At 51.2% G+C, this 17,827-nt stretch carries 22 protein-coding genes; 8 read left to right on the forward strand and 14 right to left on the reverse strand.

The window, feature by feature from the left end; translation table 11 throughout:
• Nucleotides 1-49: 49 nt before the first annotated feature.
• From KNP92_RS11435 to KNP92_RS11455, 5 genes are all read left to right on the forward strand, one after another.
• The gene (locus KNP92_RS11435; RefSeq protein WP_214840625.1) at nucleotides 50-406 is read left to right on the forward strand and encodes a CidA/LrgA family protein; all 357 of its coding nucleotides are present in this window, start codon (nucleotides 50-52) and stop codon (nucleotides 404-406) included.
• On the forward strand, nucleotides 403-1,077 hold the full coding sequence (locus tag KNP92_RS11440; protein WP_214840626.1) for an LrgB family protein: 675 nt from the start codon (nucleotides 403-405) through the stop codon (nucleotides 1,075-1,077). Before KNP92_RS11435 ends, KNP92_RS11440 begins: the two co-directional genes overlap by 4 nt.
• Before the next feature lie 97 nt (nucleotides 1,078-1,174).
• A complete protein-coding gene (gene pepT / locus KNP92_RS11445) occupies nucleotides 1,175-2,413 on the forward strand; it encodes a peptidase T (RefSeq protein WP_214840627.1) in 1,239 nt (412 codons plus the stop codon).
• Between the two features lie 55 nt (nucleotides 2,414-2,468).
• Nucleotides 2,469-2,915, forward strand: coding sequence for an SACOL1771 family peroxiredoxin (locus tag KNP92_RS11450; RefSeq protein ID WP_214840628.1), 447 nt, complete (start codon nucleotides 2,469-2,471; stop codon nucleotides 2,913-2,915).
• Nucleotides 2,915-3,634 carry a DNA/RNA nuclease SfsA gene (locus tag KNP92_RS11455; RefSeq protein WP_214840629.1) on the forward strand — a complete coding sequence of 240 codons (720 nt, stop codon included), beginning with the start codon at nucleotides 2,915-2,917 and terminating at the stop codon, nucleotides 3,632-3,634. Before KNP92_RS11450 ends, KNP92_RS11455 begins: the two co-directional genes overlap by 1 nt.
• Nucleotides 3,635-3,659: 25 nt before the next feature.
• Here KNP92_RS11455 and KNP92_RS11460 read toward each other — a convergent pair whose 3' ends face one another.
• Nucleotides 3,660-4,271 carry a stage II sporulation protein M gene (locus KNP92_RS11460; protein WP_214840631.1) on the reverse strand — a complete coding sequence of 204 codons (612 nt, stop codon included), beginning with the start codon at nucleotides 4,269-4,271 and terminating at the stop codon, nucleotides 3,660-3,662.
• 132 nt (nucleotides 4,272-4,403) lie between these two features.
• Between KNP92_RS11460 and KNP92_RS11465 the strand changes: the two genes are divergently transcribed.
• Nucleotides 4,404-6,029: an ABC-F family ATP-binding cassette domain-containing protein gene (locus KNP92_RS11465; RefSeq protein ID WP_214840633.1), complete on the forward strand. Its 1,626-nt coding sequence runs from the start codon at nucleotides 4,404-4,406 to the stop codon at nucleotides 6,027-6,029.
• Nucleotides 6,030-6,062: 33 nt separating this feature from the next.
• Here KNP92_RS11465 and KNP92_RS11470 read toward each other — a convergent pair whose 3' ends face one another.
• On the reverse strand, nucleotides 6,063-6,809 hold the full coding sequence (locus tag KNP92_RS11470; RefSeq protein ID WP_214840635.1) for a FixH family protein: 747 nt from the start codon (nucleotides 6,807-6,809) through the stop codon (nucleotides 6,063-6,065).
• Nucleotides 6,810-7,126: 317 nt separating this feature from the next.
• On the opposite strand from KNP92_RS11470, the gene KNP92_RS11475 reads away from it, so the two are divergent.
• Nucleotides 7,127-8,284: a LysM peptidoglycan-binding domain-containing protein gene (locus KNP92_RS11475; protein WP_353047945.1), complete on the forward strand. Its 1,158-nt coding sequence runs from the start codon at nucleotides 7,127-7,129 to the stop codon at nucleotides 8,282-8,284.
• A 40-nt stretch (nucleotides 8,285-8,324) separates the two neighbouring features.
• Here KNP92_RS11475 and KNP92_RS11480 read toward each other — a convergent pair whose 3' ends face one another.
• The 10 genes from KNP92_RS11480 to KNP92_RS11525 are packed head-to-tail and all read right to left on the reverse strand — an operon-like array spanning nucleotide 8,325 to nucleotide 15,575.
• Nucleotides 8,325-9,335 carry a ThiF family adenylyltransferase gene (locus KNP92_RS11480; RefSeq protein WP_214840639.1) on the reverse strand — a complete coding sequence of 337 codons (1,011 nt, stop codon included), beginning with the start codon at nucleotides 9,333-9,335 and terminating at the stop codon, nucleotides 8,325-8,327.
• On the reverse strand, nucleotides 9,332-9,799 hold the full coding sequence (moaC, locus tag KNP92_RS11485; protein ID WP_214840641.1) for a cyclic pyranopterin monophosphate synthase MoaC: 468 nt from the start codon (nucleotides 9,797-9,799) through the stop codon (nucleotides 9,332-9,334). Before moaC ends, KNP92_RS11480 begins: the two co-directional genes overlap by 4 nt.
• The gene (locus KNP92_RS11490; protein WP_214840643.1) at nucleotides 9,800-10,027 is read right to left on the reverse strand and encodes a MoaD/ThiS family protein; all 228 of its coding nucleotides are present in this window, start codon (nucleotides 10,025-10,027) and stop codon (nucleotides 9,800-9,802) included.
• Nucleotides 10,024-10,476, reverse strand: a complete 453-nt coding sequence (locus tag KNP92_RS11495) for a molybdenum cofactor biosynthesis protein MoaE (protein WP_214840645.1) — start codon at nucleotides 10,474-10,476, stop codon at nucleotides 10,024-10,026. Before KNP92_RS11495 ends, KNP92_RS11490 begins: the two co-directional genes overlap by 4 nt.
• Nucleotides 10,454-10,933: a molybdopterin-guanine dinucleotide biosynthesis protein B gene (gene mobB / locus KNP92_RS11500; RefSeq protein WP_214840647.1), complete on the reverse strand. Its 480-nt coding sequence runs from the start codon at nucleotides 10,931-10,933 to the stop codon at nucleotides 10,454-10,456. Before mobB ends, KNP92_RS11495 begins: the two co-directional genes overlap by 23 nt.
• Nucleotides 10,909-12,144 (reverse strand): molybdopterin molybdotransferase MoeA, encoded by a 1,236-nt coding sequence (locus KNP92_RS11505; RefSeq protein ID WP_214840649.1) that lies wholly within the window; start codon nucleotides 12,142-12,144, stop codon nucleotides 10,909-10,911. Before KNP92_RS11505 ends, mobB begins: the two co-directional genes overlap by 25 nt.
• Nucleotides 12,144-12,692 carry a molybdenum cofactor guanylyltransferase gene (locus KNP92_RS11510; RefSeq protein ID WP_214840651.1) on the reverse strand — a complete coding sequence of 183 codons (549 nt, stop codon included), beginning with the start codon at nucleotides 12,690-12,692 and terminating at the stop codon, nucleotides 12,144-12,146. The genes KNP92_RS11505 and KNP92_RS11510 overlap by 1 nt, the downstream gene beginning before the upstream one ends.
• Nucleotides 12,689-13,192 (reverse strand): MogA/MoaB family molybdenum cofactor biosynthesis protein, encoded by a 504-nt coding sequence (locus KNP92_RS11515; RefSeq protein WP_214840653.1) that lies wholly within the window; start codon nucleotides 13,190-13,192, stop codon nucleotides 12,689-12,691. The genes KNP92_RS11510 and KNP92_RS11515 overlap by 4 nt, the downstream gene beginning before the upstream one ends.
• 4 nt (nucleotides 13,193-13,196) lie before the next feature.
• Entirely contained in the window at nucleotides 13,197-14,204 is a 1,008-nt protein-coding gene (gene moaA, locus KNP92_RS11520) for a GTP 3',8-cyclase MoaA (protein ID WP_285801077.1), read from the reverse strand.
• Between the two features lie 54 nt (nucleotides 14,205-14,258).
• The gene (locus KNP92_RS11525) at nucleotides 14,259-15,575 is read right to left on the reverse strand and encodes an MFS transporter (RefSeq protein ID WP_214840657.1); all 1,317 of its coding nucleotides are present in this window, start codon (nucleotides 15,573-15,575) and stop codon (nucleotides 14,259-14,261) included.
• Between the two features lie 222 nt (nucleotides 15,576-15,797).
• Between KNP92_RS11525 and KNP92_RS11530 the strand changes: the two genes are divergently transcribed.
• Nucleotides 15,798-16,310 carry a hypothetical protein gene (locus KNP92_RS11530; protein ID WP_214840659.1) on the forward strand — a complete coding sequence of 171 codons (513 nt, stop codon included), beginning with the start codon at nucleotides 15,798-15,800 and terminating at the stop codon, nucleotides 16,308-16,310.
• On the opposite strand, the gene KNP92_RS11535 is transcribed toward KNP92_RS11530, so the two are convergent.
• Both KNP92_RS11535 and KNP92_RS11540 read right to left on the reverse strand, forming a co-directional pair.
• Nucleotides 16,311-17,003 (reverse strand): Crp/Fnr family transcriptional regulator, encoded by a 693-nt coding sequence (locus tag KNP92_RS11535; RefSeq protein ID WP_214840661.1) that lies wholly within the window; start codon nucleotides 17,001-17,003, stop codon nucleotides 16,311-16,313.
• Between the two features lie 300 nt (nucleotides 17,004-17,303).
• Nucleotides 17,304-17,810: a QcrA and Rieske domain-containing protein gene (locus KNP92_RS11540; protein WP_214840663.1), complete on the reverse strand. Its 507-nt coding sequence runs from the start codon at nucleotides 17,808-17,810 to the stop codon at nucleotides 17,304-17,306.
• Nucleotides 17,811-17,827 lie beyond the last annotated feature (17 nt).

A 17,827-nucleotide genomic window follows, 5' to 3' on the forward strand; every position in this document is an offset into this window, starting at 1 on the left:
TTGAGAAAATGCTTACGTTTTTGAATTGATTCGCGAAAGGATGTCAGTTATGCAACTTCTTAGCAAATGGTCGATTGGCCTTTCGCTCTTATTCGGGTTGAGCGCGCTCGGCAATTGGATCGTCGCGACGCTCGCATGGAACGTGCCGGGAAACGTCATCGGGATGGTACTTCTCCTCGTTCTCTTGCTGACAAACGTCATTCGCGTCGAATGGATTGAAGACAGTGCCGGATTTTTGACGAAACACCTCGCCTTCTTCTTCATTCCGATTGCGGTCGGTCTCATGTCGTATGGCGGACTATTGAAGGCTGAAGGCATCCCACTCTTCATCGCATTGGTGACGAGTCTCGCTGTCGGTCTGACCGTCACTGCCTTGATTGCCGGGAAACGAGGTGACGCGTCATGACACTCGTCTGGATCGCCATCACGATCGGCGTCTACCTCATCAGCCGAAAGTTGTCGTTTCGTTGGGCTTCTCCGTTCAAGAACGTCGTCTTCTTGAGCACCGCAATTTTGATTGTGACACTTCTTTTATTCGGTCAATCGTATGACGTATATGAACCGGCAAAAGACATCATCACCATCTTGCTCGGGCCTGCGACCGTCGCGCTCGGTCTGCCGCTCTATCGTAACTTGCCGACACTGCTCGCTCGAGCAAGACGCGCACTCAGTGCCATTGTCTTTGGGACGCTCTCGACCATCGCCATCGCTGTTTTGTTCGGAGGCGTACTGAAACTGACCGATCACGTATTGATTGCGTTGTCGGTCAAATCGGTCACGTCCCCGATTGCCCTCGAATTGGCACGACAGTTACAAGGCGACGCAGCGCTCGCCGCCTCGGTCGCGGTCGCGTGCGGCATTCTCGGCGCGATGCTCGGTCCTTTTCTTTTGAACATGTTCGGTGTGACCGACCCGTTCACGCGCGGCCTCGCGCTCGGGACAATCAGTCACGGCATCGGGACCGCCCAAGCCGCGACGGAACATCCGCTCTCCGGTGCGACAGGCGGGGCGGCGATGGGCTTATCGGCCATCTTCACTTCGTTTTTGCTTCCATATTTACTTCCATTCCTCATTTGACCATGCGAAGACCGTTTTCAAACAATTTTGATACTTCCTCAAACGCCTCCCGTGCTACACTAAAACGGATGAGAAACGATTTGGGGAGGTATTTTTTATGCAATCAAAATTAATCGAACGACTAATGACCTACGCCAAGATTGACACGCAATCCGACTTCACGAGTGAGACGACGCCGTCGACCGCCAAACAATGGGATTTGATTCGTCATCTCGAAGCCGAGTTAAAGGCGCTCGGACTAGAAGGTGTGACGACGGACGAATATGGGTACTTGTTCGCGACGCTTCCAAGTAACGTCGACGTTGACGTGCCGACGATCGGCCTACTCGCCCACGTCGACACGGCGACGGACTTCACCGGGACGAATGTTAAGCCGCAACTCGTCGAACATTATGACGGGGGCGATATCGTCTTGAATGAGACGCTCGGTGTCGTCTTGTCACCGAAAGACTTCCCGGAGCTCGACGGATACGTCGGCCACACGCTCATGACGACCGACGGGACGACGCTTCTCGGTGCCGACGACAAAGCCGGGATTGCAGAGATTGTCACCGCGGTCGAATATTTACTCGCCCACCCAGAGATTCCCCACGGCCCGGTCCGGATTGCCTTCACACCGGATGAAGAGATTGGTCGCGGCCCCCACAAGTTCGATGTCGAGCGCTTCAACGCCGATTTCGCCTATACGATGGACGGGGGGCCACTTGGAGAACTGCAATATGAGAGCTTCAACGCTGCCGGTGCGACCGTGACGTTCCATGGGACGAACGTCCACCCTGGAAGCGCGAAGAACAAGATGGTCAACTCGATGAAACTCGCGATGGCGTTTCACAATCGCCTCCCGGCCGATGAGGCACCGGAGCATACGAGCGAGTATGAGGGCTTCTTTCACTTAAACGGCTTCTCAGGAGACGTTGAGACAACGACACTCCAGTACATCATCCGTGATCACGATAAAGCAAAATTCGAGGCACGGAAGGCGTTACTTGAAAAGCTCGTCACAGAATGGAAACAGAAATATGGCGAAGCGCGTGTCGACTTGAAGATGGACGACCAATATTACAACATGGCCGAGAAAATCGTTCCGGTCAAACATATCGTCGATACGGTCGCCGATGTCATGCGTGAACTCGGAATCGAGCCGAAAATCGAGCCGATTCGTGGCGGTACCGATGGCTCACAACTGTCTTACATGGGTCTTCCGACACCGAACATTTTTACCGGTGGCGAGAACTACCATGGGAAGTTCGAGTACATCTCCATCAACAATATGGAAAAAGCAACTCACGTCATCATCCAGACGCTTCGCACATTCGCCGAGCGTGCTCGAGCATAATTTATGCGCCTCCCATGATTCTCTTCTACACTAGAGACATTGGAGGCGATTTTTTATGAAGCATACCTTTCACATGAACCTCGACTGGACCGGTGGACGCAATGACGTCGGGACAATCGAGGCGGAACGATTGAAGACACAGATATCCATTCCCCCAGAAATGGACGGCCCTGGAATCGGGACGAACCCGGACGAGATGCTCCTCGGAGCGGCGGCGACGTGTTATATCATTACGCTCGCCGCCATGCTCGGGCGAAGCGATTTAGCGCATCAAGGCATCACGATTGACGCCGAAGGAATCGTCGACGTGACGAACGGTGTGTTCACGTATGAGACGATTCGATACGAGACGCGCATTCAAGTGCCAAAGACGGCGACGGACCGAGACATCTCGCTCGTCGAACGCATCGCGAAGAAAGCGAAAGACGGATGCATGATTTCTCGTGCTTTGGCCGGAAATGTCACGTTCGAGCTTTCGACGACAATCACACGGCTCGACTGATGTACCGGTTCAGCCAACCGTTACAAGAAGGCGTCATCGTAAACCGACGCAACCGGTTCATCATGGACGTCGTACTCGGGGACACCGTCGTTGCCTGCCACTGTCCGGTCACCGGCCGCATCGGCGACCTCATCTTTGACGGCGTTCCTTGCTTGGTCTCGGCGTCAGAGGACCCGAGGCGGCGTACTGCTTTCACCGTCGAGGCGATTTCAATTGGTACCGAACGACAATGGATTGGGATTCATCAAGGTCGCGTCAATGACTATATCGAGCATCTCTTGATGGAATCGTCGCTACAGCCTTTCCAAAATCCAACACGAATTGAACGGGAAGTCTCGTACGACGACGCACGCATCGATTTCGTTGTCGATAACGTCTTGATGGAAGTGAAGATGCCGCTCACCGAACTGTTCGTGACGCCCCTTCCTCACTTTGGCTGGAAAAAAACAACGAGACCGATCGAGACAAAACGCCTCGTCCGGCACCTCAACACGCTCATTCATTCGCTCGAACAGCATCAACGCGCAGTCTTACTCTATGTTTTCTTGTATGATGCGCCTGTCTTCACCGGTAATCCGAACCGAAAAGATGACGGCTTGATTCGTCAGTCGATGCGACAAGCGATTACGGACGGCCTTGAAGTTTGGCAGGTGAACGGTCACGTCTCTCCTGAAGGCATCACGTTAATCCGTTGTTTCGAGTCGACGGCTTCACAATAAAAACAGCCATCATGCGATGGCTGTTTTACTGTAACAAGAGTGGTGTCACGTACGCCTCGATGACCGCCGAGATGGCGAGGAGCGGGACGACGACGAAGAGAAACATCTTCAGACCGATAAAAAAGAGAGCCTTTAGCGTGACGTTCGTGTCTTTCCCCTGCATCTTCTGCCAGATGTGACGATTGAGCGACAACCCCATCGCCGCACCGAGCAAGATTGCGGAAATTTCCGTAATTCCATGCGGCAAGATGCCAAGCGTGATGACTTTTATGACCGACTCACCGGAAAAATCGACAATCATGGCGACAAGTCCGATGATGGCCGCATTGATGACGACGAACACATACGGGATGAAGAGCGGAATCATCCCGAGCAAGAAAGCGAGCAAGGCGACGCGCGTGTTGTTCACGAAGAGGGCGACCATCGTGTCGAATGCACTCGTATCGAACGACAAGCCACGTGACTCGAACATGTCGCCAATCTGTTTCAAAATGTCTTCAATCTGTTCACTCGTGACGAATGAACGGAAGATAAAATAGGACGCGATACTCGTCACGATGAAAAGGACGAGCAGGCGCAAAAAGTCTTTACGGTAATAGTTGCTCCACGCTTCCCGGAGCGAAATCGATGGTTTCATAGTCATTCCCCCTATAACCATCTATACGAATCACGTCAACTTTTGTTTCACTTTTACCCATGACTGCGCGTTTTCAAAAAACGTGATACAATACACGTCGTAAACTAATCAGAAAAACGAGGGATCCTATACATGATTACAGTAAATAACGTAAGTCTCCAATTCGGTGGACGCAAGTTGTTTGAAGACGTGAACATCAAGTTCACACCAGGCAACTGTTACGGCTTGATCGGCGCGAACGGTGCCGGGAAGTCAACATTCTTAAAAATTCTTGCCGGTGAGCAAGACACGACAACGGGTGACGTCAGTTTCTCACCTGGTGAGCGCCTCGCTGTCCTTAAACAGGACCACTATGCGTACGAAGACCAAGCCGTACTCGAAACGGTCATCATGGGCCACGAGCGTCTCTACCAAGTCATGAAAGAGAAAGACGCCATCTATATGAAAGAAGACTTCTCAGACGAAGACGGCATGCGTGCGGCTGAGCTTGAAGGCGAATTCGCTGAGATGAACGGTTGGGAAGCTGAATCGGAAGCTGCGATGGTACTCCAAGGTCTCGGCATTACGGACGATTCACATCATAAGCTCATGAGCGAGCTTACAGGTGGCGAGAAAGTGAAAGTGCTCCTCGCACAGGCACTCTTTGGCAAACCTGACATCCTACTCCTCGATGAGCCGACGAACGGTCTTGACTTAAAGGCGATTCAATGGCTTGAAGAGTTCTTGATCAACTTCGAGAACACGGTCATCGTCGTTTCCCACGACCGTCACTTCTTGAACAAAGTTTGTACGCACATGGCCGACCTCGACTTCGGGAAAATCCAGTTGTACGTCGGGAACTATGACTTCTGGTACGAGTCGAGCCAACTCGCTGCGCGTATGGCGTCAGACCAGAACAAGAAAAAAGAAGAGAAAATTAAAGAACTTCAAAACTTCATCGCTCGCTTTAGCTCGAACGCCTCAAAGGCGCGTCAAGCGACGTCGCGTAAGAAGTTGCTTGATAAAATCACGCTCGACGATATCCGTCCATCGTCACGTCGTTACCCATTCGTCGGCTTCTCGATGGAACGTGAAATCGGGAACGATGTGCTCTACGTCGAAAACGTCTCGAAGACGATTGACGGTGTGAAAGTACTCGACAACGTCACGTTCTCACTGAACAAGACGGACAAAGTCGCCTTCGTCGGCCGCTCAGACGTTGCCATCACGACGCTCTTCAAAATCATCATGGGCGAGATGGAACCGGATGCGGGTACGGTCAAATGGGGCGTGACGACGACACAGTCGTACTTCCCGAAAGACAACTCGGAATATTTCGAAGGGTCAGATAAGAGCATCTTGGATTGGTTACGCCAGTTCTCACCAGCCGACGAGTCGGACACGTTCCTTCGCGGCTTCCTCGGACGCATGCTCTTCTCAGGCGAAGAAGTCATGAAGAAAGCATCTGTCCTCTCAGGGGGCGAAAAAGTGCGTTGTATGCTTTCGAAGATGATGCTCTCAAATTCGAACGTCCTCGTCCTCGACGATCCGACGAACCACTTGGACCTCGAATCGATCACGGCGCTCAACAACGGCCTCGAGTCGTTCAAAGGCGTGCTCCTCTTCAGCTCGCATGACCATCAGCTCATCTCGACGATTGCGACACGCATCATCGAAGTGACGCCGAACGGGATTGTCGACAAGGAAGCAACGTACGATGAGTTCCTCGAGAACGAATCGCTTCAACAACAAGTCGAATCGCTGTATCAGAACGCATAAGAAAAATCGATCGGCCGCGGCCGATCGATTTTTTTATTGGACTTCGACTGTCTCCATGATGTGTTCATGAATGTCGTGTCCTTTTGTTACATGGACTTGCACGTTATATGGACCGGCTTCGGTAAACGTGTGCCCCCCTGTGTACACGCCGTCCGTTTCCTCGAGCTTCACCCACTCGTGCTTTTCAGCCCCGTCTTTGAACACTTCCAGCTGAACGTCAGCACCTGTGAGCGCCTCGTGGTCAATCTCCACGTTCACCGTGAACGGTTGCGGTTCATTCACGGTCGCTTGTTTCGGTTCGAGTGTGATGTCCGCACCGGCATGGTGATGGTGATCATTTTCTTCCTCGCCCTCGGCTGCCGTCTTCGGATGACCGACCGTCACGTTCGTCGTTGGCATCGTATGCATCGAGCGCGCCGTCACGTGGACTTGGACCGTATAGACCGCCTCGTCAGCGAACGTCGTCTCGGCTTCATACACGCCGTCTGACGTCAATGTGGCTTTCGTCATTTCACTGTCTTCTTTCGCCCCGTTCTTCCAAACTTCGAACTTGATTTCGTCGGCATCGTCGACGGCTGCACCGTCTTGCGTGACTCGTACAGCAAGCACGACAGGCTCGCCCTCATCCGCGGTCGCTGGTACGTTCAATTCGGCTTCAACAGGTTCCATTGATTGAACGACTTCAGATGCGTTGTCCGCTTCTTCCGCTCCACATGCCCCGAGCACCAACACGCTAGCAAGACTTGCCGCTAAACCTAATTTCATCATTGTTCGTTTCATCTTACATCCCCCTATTTAATCGCTTACATGTTTCACACTTTGTTCATGATACCACCCTTTTTCAGGAAATGTGTGAGAATTGTGTGAGATTTCGCCTAGCTCTTGCTCATACATTACACACATATTTTGAGAGACGGTGACCAAAAATTCCTTTGTCTAAATTTAGGTTTTTTGATGGAACGGTCTGAAATGGGGTATATAAAATATATACACAGCTCAATATTTGGAAAGCCTTGACACCAAGATACATACATCATGAATGGAGGCGAAATGAAATGAAGAGCAGGTTCGTACGTGTACTCATGGCCTTGTTGATCATGTTGGCACCGTTAGTCGCTTATCCAAAATCGGCCGATGCCGCCGCTTCTAAATTCATCACGAGCGTCAACACCACCAGTAAAGTCGTGGCGCTGACGTTTGACGACGGAGCGGATGGCGCGAACACGAATAAGATTTTGGACATACTCGCCAAAAACAACGTCAAAGCTACTTTCTTCTTGACCGGATCGGGCGCCAACCACCATCCCCAATACATTAAAAACATCGCAGCTAAAGGTCACCAACTCGGTAACCACTCCTACACCCATCCCGACTTCACCAAATTGACCGCCACTCAGATGAAATCGGAACTCGATCGCACCGAAGCCATCGTCAAGTCACTCACCGGAAAAACAACGAAACCGTTGTTCCGTGCCCCATATGGCGCCGTTAACAGTGCCGTGTTGAACGGCGTCGGTGCTGCCGGCTATGGATACACTGTGCAGTGGAACATCGACACGATTGACTGGAAAGGACTCACCGCTACGCAAATCAATACGAAAGTACAAACGAACATCAAACCGGGATCCATCGTCTTGATGCACACCGGCGCCGGCGCCCCTGGTACCCCGCTTGCGTTGCCGACGATGATCTCGCAACTCAAAGCAAAAGGATACAAGTTCGTCACTGTCTCGCAACTGCTCGCCTATCAAAATGCACCGACTGGTAAAACGTATACTGTCAAATCAGGTGACACGCTCTATAGTATTGCTCGGGCTTATGGCGTCACCGTCACTGCACTCGCCGCTGCGAACAATATCACGAACTATAACTTGATTTCTGTCGGACAAGTGCTCGTTATTCCAGGTACGACCGTTACACCACCGCCACCTACAACGACCGTCAAATATACGGTCAAGTCCGGCGACACTCTCTATAAGATTGCGACGATGTACAAGACGACCGTCGCCAAAATCGCAGCCGCTAACAATATTTCAAACGTCAACTCCATCACAGTCGGACAAGTGCTCATCATCCCAACCACAACTGTCACCCCACCTCCAACGACGACTGTGAAGTATACCGTCAAATCGGGCGATACCCTTTATAAAATCGCGACAACGTATAACACGACCGTCGCAAAAATCGCAGCCGCTAACAATATTTCAAACGTCAACTCGATTTACGTCGGACAAGTGCTCACGATTCCCCGCTAATGAATAAAGAAGTGTCTGCCTGCTATGGCGGACACTTCTTTTATGTGCCAAGACATTCATCGACCATGGCAATCGCCACACCTGGATCATCGACTCCATGAACGAGTATGCGACCATCAATGAATAACAGCATCCGATGTTCCCGCCAATGCCATTCGACCGTGAACGGTGTCCGTCTTACGTCGATCTCGGCACGCTCGAGTCGTTGCGCGATGTTCTCGATTCCATCGATGAATTTTCGAACTTGAACGACATCGCGCCCACAAAGGTGTGCGGTCTGTTGCCGATTTGAGACGAGACTTGGGTACGAACGGGTTTGGCACGAGGCACATGAGCCGTCGACCAATCGTTCGACGTCAAGACGTTGCGAAAGGTTCTCCCACACATCTTCGATTAACAAACGACGCTCGAGTTTTTCAACACGTCCCGTCAAATATTTCAACGCCTCGATTGCTTGGCGGCTTGCGACATGCTGGACGATTGGAGCTAAAACACCGACGGTCGCACATGTCTGGCCAGCCAGTGGCAGGTGACGCATAAGACAACGTAGACAAGGCGCTTCGCTAGGCAAAACGGTATAGTTCATCCCGTACGCGCCTACACAGGAGGCAAATAAAAACGGAATCCCGCGATGCAATGCAAAATCATTCAACAGTAGCCGCGTCTCCACGTTATCGGTCGCATCTAGCACCAAGTCAACGGGTGCTAGCTCACGAAGCCAGTCCCATGAAACGTCGGTGATGTGCGCCTCGACGTTGATGTCTCCGTTAATCGAATTGAGTCGGTCGCGAGCAGCAATCGCTTTCGGTGTCTTGGCGTCAGCATCTTGCTCTGTATATAAGGTCTGACGCTGCAAATTGGTCACGTCCACATAGTCCCGGTCAACAATGACGAGCGAGACGCCAGCACGCACAAGCTGATCTGTGACGGCTGCGCCCAGGGCACCGAGCCCGACGACGAGAACACGTTTTGTCATGAGTTCTGTTTGGCCATCTGTACCAATACCGTGAAAACGAGCTTGCCGCGCATAGCGTTCTGGGATGGGATTCATCGCATGTACTCTCCAGACTTTCCACCCTGTTTCTCCAGTAAGTAGGTCGGACCGATGACGATGCCTTTATCGATGGCCTTTGTCATATCATATACCGTCAAGGCTGCCACCGACACAGCCGTCAACGCCTCCATCTCGACACCGGTGTCGCCTTTTGTCTTCACGAACGATTCGATGATGAGGTGTGTGCCCTCCCATGCAAATGTCAAATCCACTTTTTTCAGGGCGAGGGGATGACACATCGGAATGATTCGGCTCGTCTCTTTGGCGGCCATGATTCCTGCGACTTGAGCCACAGCAAGCACATCGCCTTTGGCACTCGTCCCGTGCTGTATGCATTCCATCACGGCTTCACTCACTTCGACTGAACTTCGAGCCCGCGCGATCCGTGTCGTTTCAACTTTACCGGATACATCGACCATCTGGGCCCGTCCTTGGTCATTGATATGTGTCAGTTTCATCATTTATCCTCCACTTACCATCGGGATGACGGCCACTGTATCCCCGTCATGGACGACGTACGCATCCGTCTCATAGCGTTCATTCACGGCAAACATGAGTCGCTCCGCACCCGTGACCCCTCGCGCTGTTAAATCAGTTCGTAACACAGCAATCGTGATTGGGGCCGTCATCGTGTACGAGCGCGTTTTGAGTTCCTCGGCCACATGCGCGAAACATAGCACTTCAATCATGTCATCACTCCTTTTGGTCGTCCGGGGCGTTGCTCTTTTTGATCGCCCATCCATTCCGTGCCGTCTGTCCAATGTTCTCGCTTCCAAATCGGGACGATTTCTTTGATCCGCTCAATCGCATAACGGTTCGCTTCGTATGCATCAGCGCGATGGGCTGAACTAGTGGCGATGACGACCGCTTCTTCCATGATGTCGAGACGGCCGATTCGATGGTGTACAGCCGTCAACGTGCCTGGCCACCGCATCGTAATCTCATCGGCGATTTGTTGAAGCATTTTTTCAGCCATCGGCACGTACGCCTCATACTCGAGTAATTCCGTCTGCTTCTCGCCCGTCATTTCACGGACGGTACCGATAAAGAGCACGACGGCCCCGACGTTTCGATGTCGTACCCCTTCATAGAGCGCCATCGGATCGAGCGGATGCTCATTTACTTGATACCAGTTCATGTCTCATCCACCTTTCCATCGCCTCCACTAATTGCGCCTCATCTTTGACGGCGTCGCCACACGCAATGACGTTCGATAATCCGGTCGGTTCGGCCTGACCCTCTCGAACGAGCACCACTTTTGGATAGTCTTTTTGCTTGTATCCTTCAATCAACACGACGTCGACGTGTGCTTCGTACCAATTCAAGAGCAACTCGAACGTGTCAACGGCTTGCCACTCAATAAACGTCCCATCTTCCCCAATCACGCTCGACACGACAGCTCCAGCGCGCGCATGTCGGTGAGAATCCGTCATCGGCACGTTAAGGGGACTGCCATGTCCGTGATGCTTGATGACCCCGACACGTAGACCGCGTCTCGTCCATCGTTCAGTCAACCGGGAAACGAATAAGGTCTTTCCACTGTTTTGATAGCCGACGACTTGCAGGACGGTCACAGATGATCGATGACGTGACATCGGACGACATCTCCTTTCTCAAACCCTCTCGTTCCTCCAGGTAATCGGATCAACGCGTTACACGTCGCGAGCGAAGAGACGATTCCCGACTTATCTTTCCCACTCGGATACACAATCGCGCGTCCCGTTTCATCAATCAAAAGTTTGGCCCGGACGAACCGGTCGAACGGATTCGGTTTTTTAAAGTCGCCACCGAGACGCGCCTCGACAAGCGTCCGTTCTTTTTGCGCATACCCTGTCCGGATGTAAGCACCTACGAACAGTTCGGTTCCAACGAAACAAGCAGACGGATTGCCAGATAAGCCGAACAGTAATTGATTCTCGAATTTCGCGACAGTCGTGACCGAGCCAGGACGCATCCCTACTTTATTGAATAAGACGTCAGCTCCGAGTGCTTCATATACATCAGGTAAATAGTCAAAATCACCGACTGACACCCCGCCTGTCGTAACGACAGCATCACTCGTTCGAAGCGCTTCTTCAATCGCACATTTTGTAGCCAAAAACGTATCGGGTAAAACACCGCCATAGATGGCACGTCCCCCGAGCGCTTCAATCTGCGCCAATATCATATATGCATTCGAATTATAGATTTGACCGTCCGTTTTGTTTCGTCCCGGTTCAACGAGTTCATCCCCGGTAGCAAAGACGGTGATCCAAGGTTTCGTAAAGACATCGACGGTCGTATAGCCAAACGTCGCGAGTAGCGCGATGATGCCAGCATGAATCCGTGTGCCGCTCGTGCAAATCGTTGAACCGATGGCGATATCTTCCCCGCGGTAGGAAATATTCGCTTGGGACGCGGGACGTTTGAACGTGACGTGTGTCTCATTCGCTTGTACGACTTCAAACATGACGACGGCGTCCGCTCCGTCTGGAATTTTGGCACCTGTCATGATTCGGATCGCATGCCCACGTCGTAATGGAGGACCGACATGACCGGCGGCTTGAACGGATTGAATCGGTAACGTGATTGGCTGCTCACGGCTTGCCGCATTCAAATCGCTCGCACAGACAGCGAAGCCATCATAAGGGGATTTATGAAAAGCGGGCACGTCATGGGTGGCAACGAGATCCGTCGCGAGAATCCGACCATGTGCTTCAGCCAATGCTACCGTTTCCGTCCGTGCTCGCTTCGTCGCGTCTGTGACGCAGGCAATCGCTTCGTCCACCGCAAGCGGTTTGCGAAACAACGTTGACAGTTTCTCCATCATTCCACTTCCTTTTGCCGTAACTGCTTGAAATCATGTGGCGTGTTTACATTTTTAAACCAAGCTGCTTCTTCAAACGAGACGATTGTCGCCTCGAATACATGAGGCATCACGGCACGTTCCCCTCGATTCAATGCGTCTTCGAACGACAATCGCATCGTTCGCGGATACAAACCGACTAAAGGATGAATGCGACCGTCCGCATAAGCGATGACCGGTTTGTCTTCTCGGTTGGCCAGTAGCCGTTCATAGACTGTAGAAGACAAGAGCGGTGTGTCGCATGCTGAGACCGCGTACCAGTCACTGTCGACGTGTCGCATGACGGTCACCATCCCTGCGAGTGGGCCCATTCCTTGAAATTCGACGTCGTCGACTAGTTGATTCGACACGGGCGACGTTCCTTTTGGGACGACCGTCCATTGTGACGCCGTCACCGGAGCGAGCGTGGCCCGGGCTCGGTCAGCGAACGTACTTCCTTCATAACGTGCCTGCCATTTCGGTGCACCAAAGCGACGCGAACGTCCGCCCGCTAGGATAATCCCAATCATCGTGTCGCTTCCCAGACGATATGCGACAGTTCGGGTAAGATCAGTCGCTTCATCGCCAAGTCGACAGCACCGCGTGACCCAGGCATCGCAAAGATAATCGTGTCTCCTATTCGACCGGCGAGTGCCCGTGACAACATGGCGGCCGGTCCGATATCTTCCGTGAAACTGATCAAGCGGAACAATTCACCGAACCCGACCATTTCACGGTCGAGGAGCGGACGAATCGTCTCAATCGTGACGTCTCGCTTCGTGATGCCGGTCCCACCCGTCGTCAAGATGACATCCATTTTATCGGCCACCATACGTCGTACGGCGGCCTCGATTTCTTTTTGGTCATCTTTTGTAATTTCGCGATACGTCACCGTATGCTCGCCTGCTTTCAACAACTGACAAATGTGTTCGCCTGAGACGTCCGTATCGAGCGTCCGTGTGTCCGAAATCGTTAAAATGGCGGCGCGAATTTGTTTCGTCTCGTGTTGGACATGATTGTGTACGTGCATCTCGTTAACCTCCAATGTAACTCATCTCAATTCGTTTTCGCTTCCGGCTTCCGCTATGGGACCGTTCTTCTGAATAGCGATCATCCCTTGCATCCCATACCATTTTCAGCGTCATATGAATCAGATCGTCACTTGCCCCATTACGAAGTAGCTCCCGAATGTCGGTCCCTTCCTCTGCAAAGAGACACGTATACCATTTCCCGTCACTCGATAATCGGCCTCGCGTACACGTTCCACAGAACGGGCGGCTGACCGATGAAATGAACCCGACCTGTGCGCCATCTGTATACCGATAACGTGTCGCCACCTCACCGAACGTTTCGGGTTCAAGTGGTTGAAGCACGCCATTATCGTGGTGTAACACGTTGAGAATCGCCTCCGATGACACGACATGTTCGACGTTCCATTCGTTTGACGTGCCTACGTCCATAAACTCGATGTAGCGAAGTGTAATATGCCTTTCTTTAAAGTACGCAGCCATCGGTGCAACTTCATGATCGTTCCACCCTTTTCGCACGACCATGTTCACTTTAACCTCGAGACCAAGTCGTTTCGCTTCGTCAATCCCGCGGAGAACCGCTTCCGGCGACGTACCGCGACCGTTCATCATACCAAACGTCTCTTCCGATAAGGCGTCTAGGCTGACGTTGACCCGATCGAGTCCCGCTTCCTTCAGCGACTTGGCCATCCGCTCTAAATACATCCCGTTTGTTGTTAAACCAATCGTCTCAATCGTCGTGACGGCACGCAACCGTTGAATGAGGTCTTCTAGATTGGGACGGAGAAGCGGTTCACCTCCGGTTAGGCGAATTTTTTTAACACCATGAGGGGCAACGATACGGACGAACCGCTCAATTTCGTCAAACGATAACAGCTCGTCTCGTTTTAAAAATTGATGATGTCGAAACGCTTCTTCAGGCATACAGTAGCGACATCGAAAATTACATTTATCAATGACGGAAATACGTAAATCTTCTAACGGGCGCCGCCGTTGATCAATCCATGGTGTCATATGTTTCATCCTTTCTTTGCCGACAGAAGCGATGAGAAAGCCGCTTCCGAGTTGTCAGCGAATCGGCTTTTCGGCCCCTTTTCGCAAATAATAGTAAATCGTGATACCAATCGAGATGGCGTAAAGACCGAGCATGACGACGAGCGCACCATTGAATGAACCGACCAGTTCAAGCGACCAGCCGAACATTTTTGGAATGAAGAACGCGCCGTATGCGGCGAACGCGGCCGAGAATCCTACGACCGCCGGCGTTTTGGTCGCGACGAACACGTGAGGAATCATGGCGAACGTCGCGCCAGAATTGAGACCTGTTGCGATAAATAGGATGACAAACGAGATAAAGAACATCGTCAAGTTATCGTTCATAATGGCGAAGATGACACTCACCGTTCCAAGCGCCATAACGCCAAAGACAATCAATGTCACTTTCGCCGCCCCGACTTTGTCACTAATCCAGCCACCAAATGGACGAGACGATGCGCCGAGAAGCGCACCGAGAAATGCGAGCGCGAGCAAATCCGAGTCAGGAAACTTCAATTTCAAAATCATCGGAAACGCTGCGGCATATCCGATAAACGAACCGAACGCAGCAGTGTAAAGGAGCGTTTGAATCCAAAAATGTTTTTCTTTGAATACACTCGCCTGCTCTCGAATCGATTGGCGGGCAGTCGGTAAATTGTCCATGAAGACGTACGCACAAATCGCGAGCACAATCGTCGGAATGACCCAAAGCAGTGCGGCGTTTTGTAACCAAATCTTTTCACCTGTCTCCGTCAGAAGGGCACTCCCTCCAATCGCCCCAAAGATACCGGTCGTGATGACGAGCGGTGTGATCAATTGAACGAGTGAGACGCCTAAGTTCCCGACACCCCCGTTAATCCCGAGAGCCGTCCCTTTCTTCGCCTTCGGATAAAAGGCCCCGATGTTGGCGTTTGATGATGAAAAGTTTCCGCCACCGAGTCCACAAAGCGCAGCCAAAATCATAAAGACCCAGTATGGAGTATTCACGTTTTGGACGGCATAGGCGATGCCTAGAAGTGGGAGCAAGAGGACGCCCGTTGAGAACACCGTCCAGTTCCGTCCACCAAAGATACTATTGGCGAACGTATAGAAGAACCGCAACGACGCGCCGACGAGTCCTGGTAACGCTGCTAATGTGAACAGTTGACCTTGCGTGAAACTAAACCCGATTGAATTTAATTGGACGGCAGCGACCGACCACATTTGCCAGACGATAAAAGCGAGCGTTAGTGCAGGCACCGAGACGAGCAAATTTCGATTCGCCACTTGTTTGCCTTTGCCTTCCCAAAACTGCGCATCTTCTGGTTTCCAGTCGCTTAGCGCGTGAGATTGTTTTTGTAGTTGTTGCATATTCGGTTCCTCCTCTAATCGGATCAATTCGTACCCTATCCTCATCCTATCGAGTCCACCATTAAAAAAGTGTGTCATCTTTCACACTTATTTCGCATCTTTTCGATTTTCTAAAGCTTGTCATCAATCTGTGACAAAATCAGAATGTTCCTTGTTCTGTGACTTTAAACACAGAAAATCCCTCCCCGCTTCCTTACGATAAGGAAGAGAGGAGGGATTATGATGTCCCATATTGTTCGTATTACTTGCGCTCCAGAGACTCAATTGGCGCTACAACCTTATTTCTTTAGCCAAGATGGTGTGCACGTCTTTCGTGTCTTCGGCGTCTCAATCGCCGAAGCTTCGTTTAATGAGGACGGGATTGAAATCACGTTTCCCTTCGAGAGCCCGATGGAAGAGCTTGAGGCGCTTCACCGTTTGCTCGTTCGAATGGACACCCATCATGAAATTACTATTGATGATACTCAGGCCGTCATCGGCTACTTAGGAGACGGATCGACCGTCACCGTATATCGTCAATTTAAACGTTGGGTCGACTTCTTATCGGCAGCGCGCGTGCGCTCGATGGAAGGCGTCGTCGTTGAGGTACGGACGAACGGCGTGAAGCTGACTGAAGGTGTGCTCCGGTCTTATGAATTGGTGGAAGATGGCGATTTCTATGTATCGGCCTGTACAATCGAGGCCGATGGGCTAGAACATTTCGAAGGAGAATTGACGCTCACCGCGGTCATGTAATCAATCGATGACGCAAACCGAGATCGGGCAATCCTCACAATGATTGAGTTGCTTCAATTGTTCAAGGTCATGAATGATGATTTGACGCGACGGTAAGGAGATGACACCTTCTTGAGCCAGCTCGTTCAACATACGGTTCACACGCTCACGTGATGTGCCGCAATAGTTGGCGAGCTCTTGATTTTTTAATTTCAAATCAATCAAGATCCCCTCTTCGACGCGGACGCCATAGCTGTTCGCCATCCGAATGAGCGTGGAGTAAAGGGCACCTTTCTTTCCGTTTAACACGAGATCACGGAATTTCGTATGCTGTTTTCGCATATGCTCATTGATCATGACCATGAATTCACGAACGAACTCGGGATTGGATGACAAAATCATCTTTTCAATTCGTTCGATTTTCACTGCATAGATTTCACTGTCTTCTAACGCTTTCGCGTTGAATAAATACTTCGGTTCAATTGCGAATAGCGTCAATTCGCCACAGCAAGCTTCTGCACTCAAACAGCGTAGCGTCAACTCTTTCCCCGTCTCGGTCAACTTCGAGATTTGAATGAGCCCACGTTTGACGATATAAAATTCGGAAGCCTCTTCTTGTTCACGGAACAAGAAGCCCCCCTTTGGAACATGAATGATGCGATGGGCCAACTTTTTCGTTTCCTCGAGTACCATCGTTTTGCTAGAGTGCGTCATTTCCACCAACCTTCCTAAACACCTACACTTCATCGAAACTTGCCTTCATTCTAAACAGAAACCCCTTGAAACGCAATCAACATTTGGAAGCATTTCAAGGGGAAAATCTATTCTTTCACACCGTATTCTATTTTCTTCCAATAGCGATATAACAATATAATCAGACCTACGTTAGCAAGGGCGATTCCCATGTAAAGCCGCATGGAGGCATGATCATATACCATATAGCTTTCAATCGTATACTGCAATAAAATCATGTTTGTCGCCAATAAAATGACCAATCCGAGTAAACTCCAACCGTTACGCCCCATGATGAATCTCTCTTCCGACGGCGAAAATTTTTCCGTTCTCAATCTCAAGGAGAACTTTTGGCAGTTCACGTTGTGGCGGGCCGGCTTGAGGTTGTCCATCCACGCTGAAATAGCCGCGGTGGCAAGGACACAAGAGAACGTCCTCTTCTTCTACATAAAAGACAGGACACTGTAAATGGGTGCATTTATTGTTATACGCCACAAACTCCCCATTCTTTAAATGGACGAGTAATGAGGATTCGTTACCCGGATATTCAAACTCAAGCGATTTTCCTCGTTCAATCGCGTCGACGGTCGTAATGAATTGGCGATCCGCTCTCGGTTCACTGCGAACGAATGCCGCGATATTGAAGGGCACGGTGGCTAGACCAAGCGCAATCCCGGCCCCGAATGTCGACTTGATGAACGCGCGACGATTCAATTTCACATCGTCCGCGCGACTCAAGTTGTCGACGAGAGAAGATAGTCGCTCCCGATCTTTTGATTCGTTTGACATATGTCATCTTCCTTTCT

Source organism: Exiguobacterium sp. s122 (assembly GCF_018618475.1).
Classification (GTDB): Bacteria; Bacillota; Bacilli; order Exiguobacteriales; family Exiguobacteriaceae; genus Exiguobacterium; species Exiguobacterium himgiriensis.

Excerpts from the sequence above, each read along its gene's own strand:
- KNP92_RS11435 (WP_214840625.1), top strand. The coding sequence starts at position 50 with ATGCAACTTCTTAGCAAATGGTCGATTGGCCTTTCGCTCTTATTCGGG.
- KNP92_RS11440 (WP_214840626.1), top strand. The coding sequence starts at position 403 with ATGACACTCGTCTGGATCGCCATCACGATCGGCGTCTACCTCATCAGC.
- pepT (WP_214840627.1), top strand. The coding sequence starts at position 1,175 with ATGCAATCAAAATTAATCGAACGACTAATGACCTACGCCAAGATTGAC.
- KNP92_RS11450 (WP_214840628.1), top strand. The coding sequence starts at position 2,469 with ATGAAGCATACCTTTCACATGAACCTCGACTGGACCGGTGGACGCAAT.
- KNP92_RS11455 (WP_214840629.1), top strand. The coding sequence starts at position 2,915 with ATGTACCGGTTCAGCCAACCGTTACAAGAAGGCGTCATCGTAAACCGA.
- KNP92_RS11460 (WP_214840631.1), bottom strand. The coding sequence starts at position 4,271 with ATGAAACCATCGATTTCGCTCCGGGAAGCGTGGAGCAACTATTACCGT.
- KNP92_RS11465 (WP_214840633.1), top strand. The coding sequence starts at position 4,404 with ATGATTACAGTAAATAACGTAAGTCTCCAATTCGGTGGACGCAAGTTG.
- KNP92_RS11470 (WP_214840635.1), bottom strand. The coding sequence starts at position 6,809 with ATGAAACGAACAATGATGAAATTAGGTTTAGCGGCAAGTCTTGCTAGC.
- KNP92_RS11475 (WP_353047945.1), top strand. The coding sequence starts at position 7,127 with ATGTTGGCACCGTTAGTCGCTTATCCAAAATCGGCCGATGCCGCCGCT.
- KNP92_RS11480 (WP_214840639.1), bottom strand. The coding sequence starts at position 9,335 with ATGAATCCCATCCCAGAACGCTATGCGCGGCAAGCTCGTTTTCACGGT.
- moaC (WP_214840641.1), bottom strand. The coding sequence starts at position 9,799 with ATGATGAAACTGACACATATCAATGACCAAGGACGGGCCCAGATGGTC.
- KNP92_RS11490 (WP_214840643.1), bottom strand. The coding sequence starts at position 10,027 with ATGATTGAAGTGCTATGTTTCGCGCATGTGGCCGAGGAACTCAAAACG.
- KNP92_RS11495 (WP_214840645.1), bottom strand. The coding sequence starts at position 10,476 with ATGAACTGGTATCAAGTAAATGAGCATCCGCTCGATCCGATGGCGCTC.
- mobB (WP_214840647.1), bottom strand. The coding sequence starts at position 10,933 with ATGTCACGTCATCGATCATCTGTGACCGTCCTGCAAGTCGTCGGCTAT.
- KNP92_RS11505 (WP_214840649.1), bottom strand. The coding sequence starts at position 12,144 with ATGGAGAAACTGTCAACGTTGTTTCGCAAACCGCTTGCGGTGGACGAA.
- KNP92_RS11510 (WP_214840651.1), bottom strand. The coding sequence starts at position 12,692 with ATGATTGGGATTATCCTAGCGGGCGGACGTTCGCGTCGCTTTGGTGCA.
- KNP92_RS11515 (WP_214840653.1), bottom strand. The coding sequence starts at position 13,192 with ATGCACGTACACAATCATGTCCAACACGAGACGAAACAAATTCGCGCC.
- moaA (WP_285801077.1), bottom strand. The coding sequence starts at position 14,204 with ATGACACCATGGATTGATCAACGGCGGCGCCCGTTAGAAGATTTACGT.
- KNP92_RS11525 (WP_214840657.1), bottom strand. The coding sequence starts at position 15,575 with ATGCAACAACTACAAAAACAATCTCACGCGCTAAGCGACTGGAAACCA.
- KNP92_RS11530 (WP_214840659.1), top strand. The coding sequence starts at position 15,798 with ATGTCCCATATTGTTCGTATTACTTGCGCTCCAGAGACTCAATTGGCG.
- KNP92_RS11535 (WP_214840661.1), bottom strand. The coding sequence starts at position 17,003 with ATGACGCACTCTAGCAAAACGATGGTACTCGAGGAAACGAAAAAGTTG.
- KNP92_RS11540 (WP_214840663.1), bottom strand. The coding sequence starts at position 17,810 with ATGTCAAACGAATCAAAAGATCGGGAGCGACTATCTTCTCTCGTCGAC.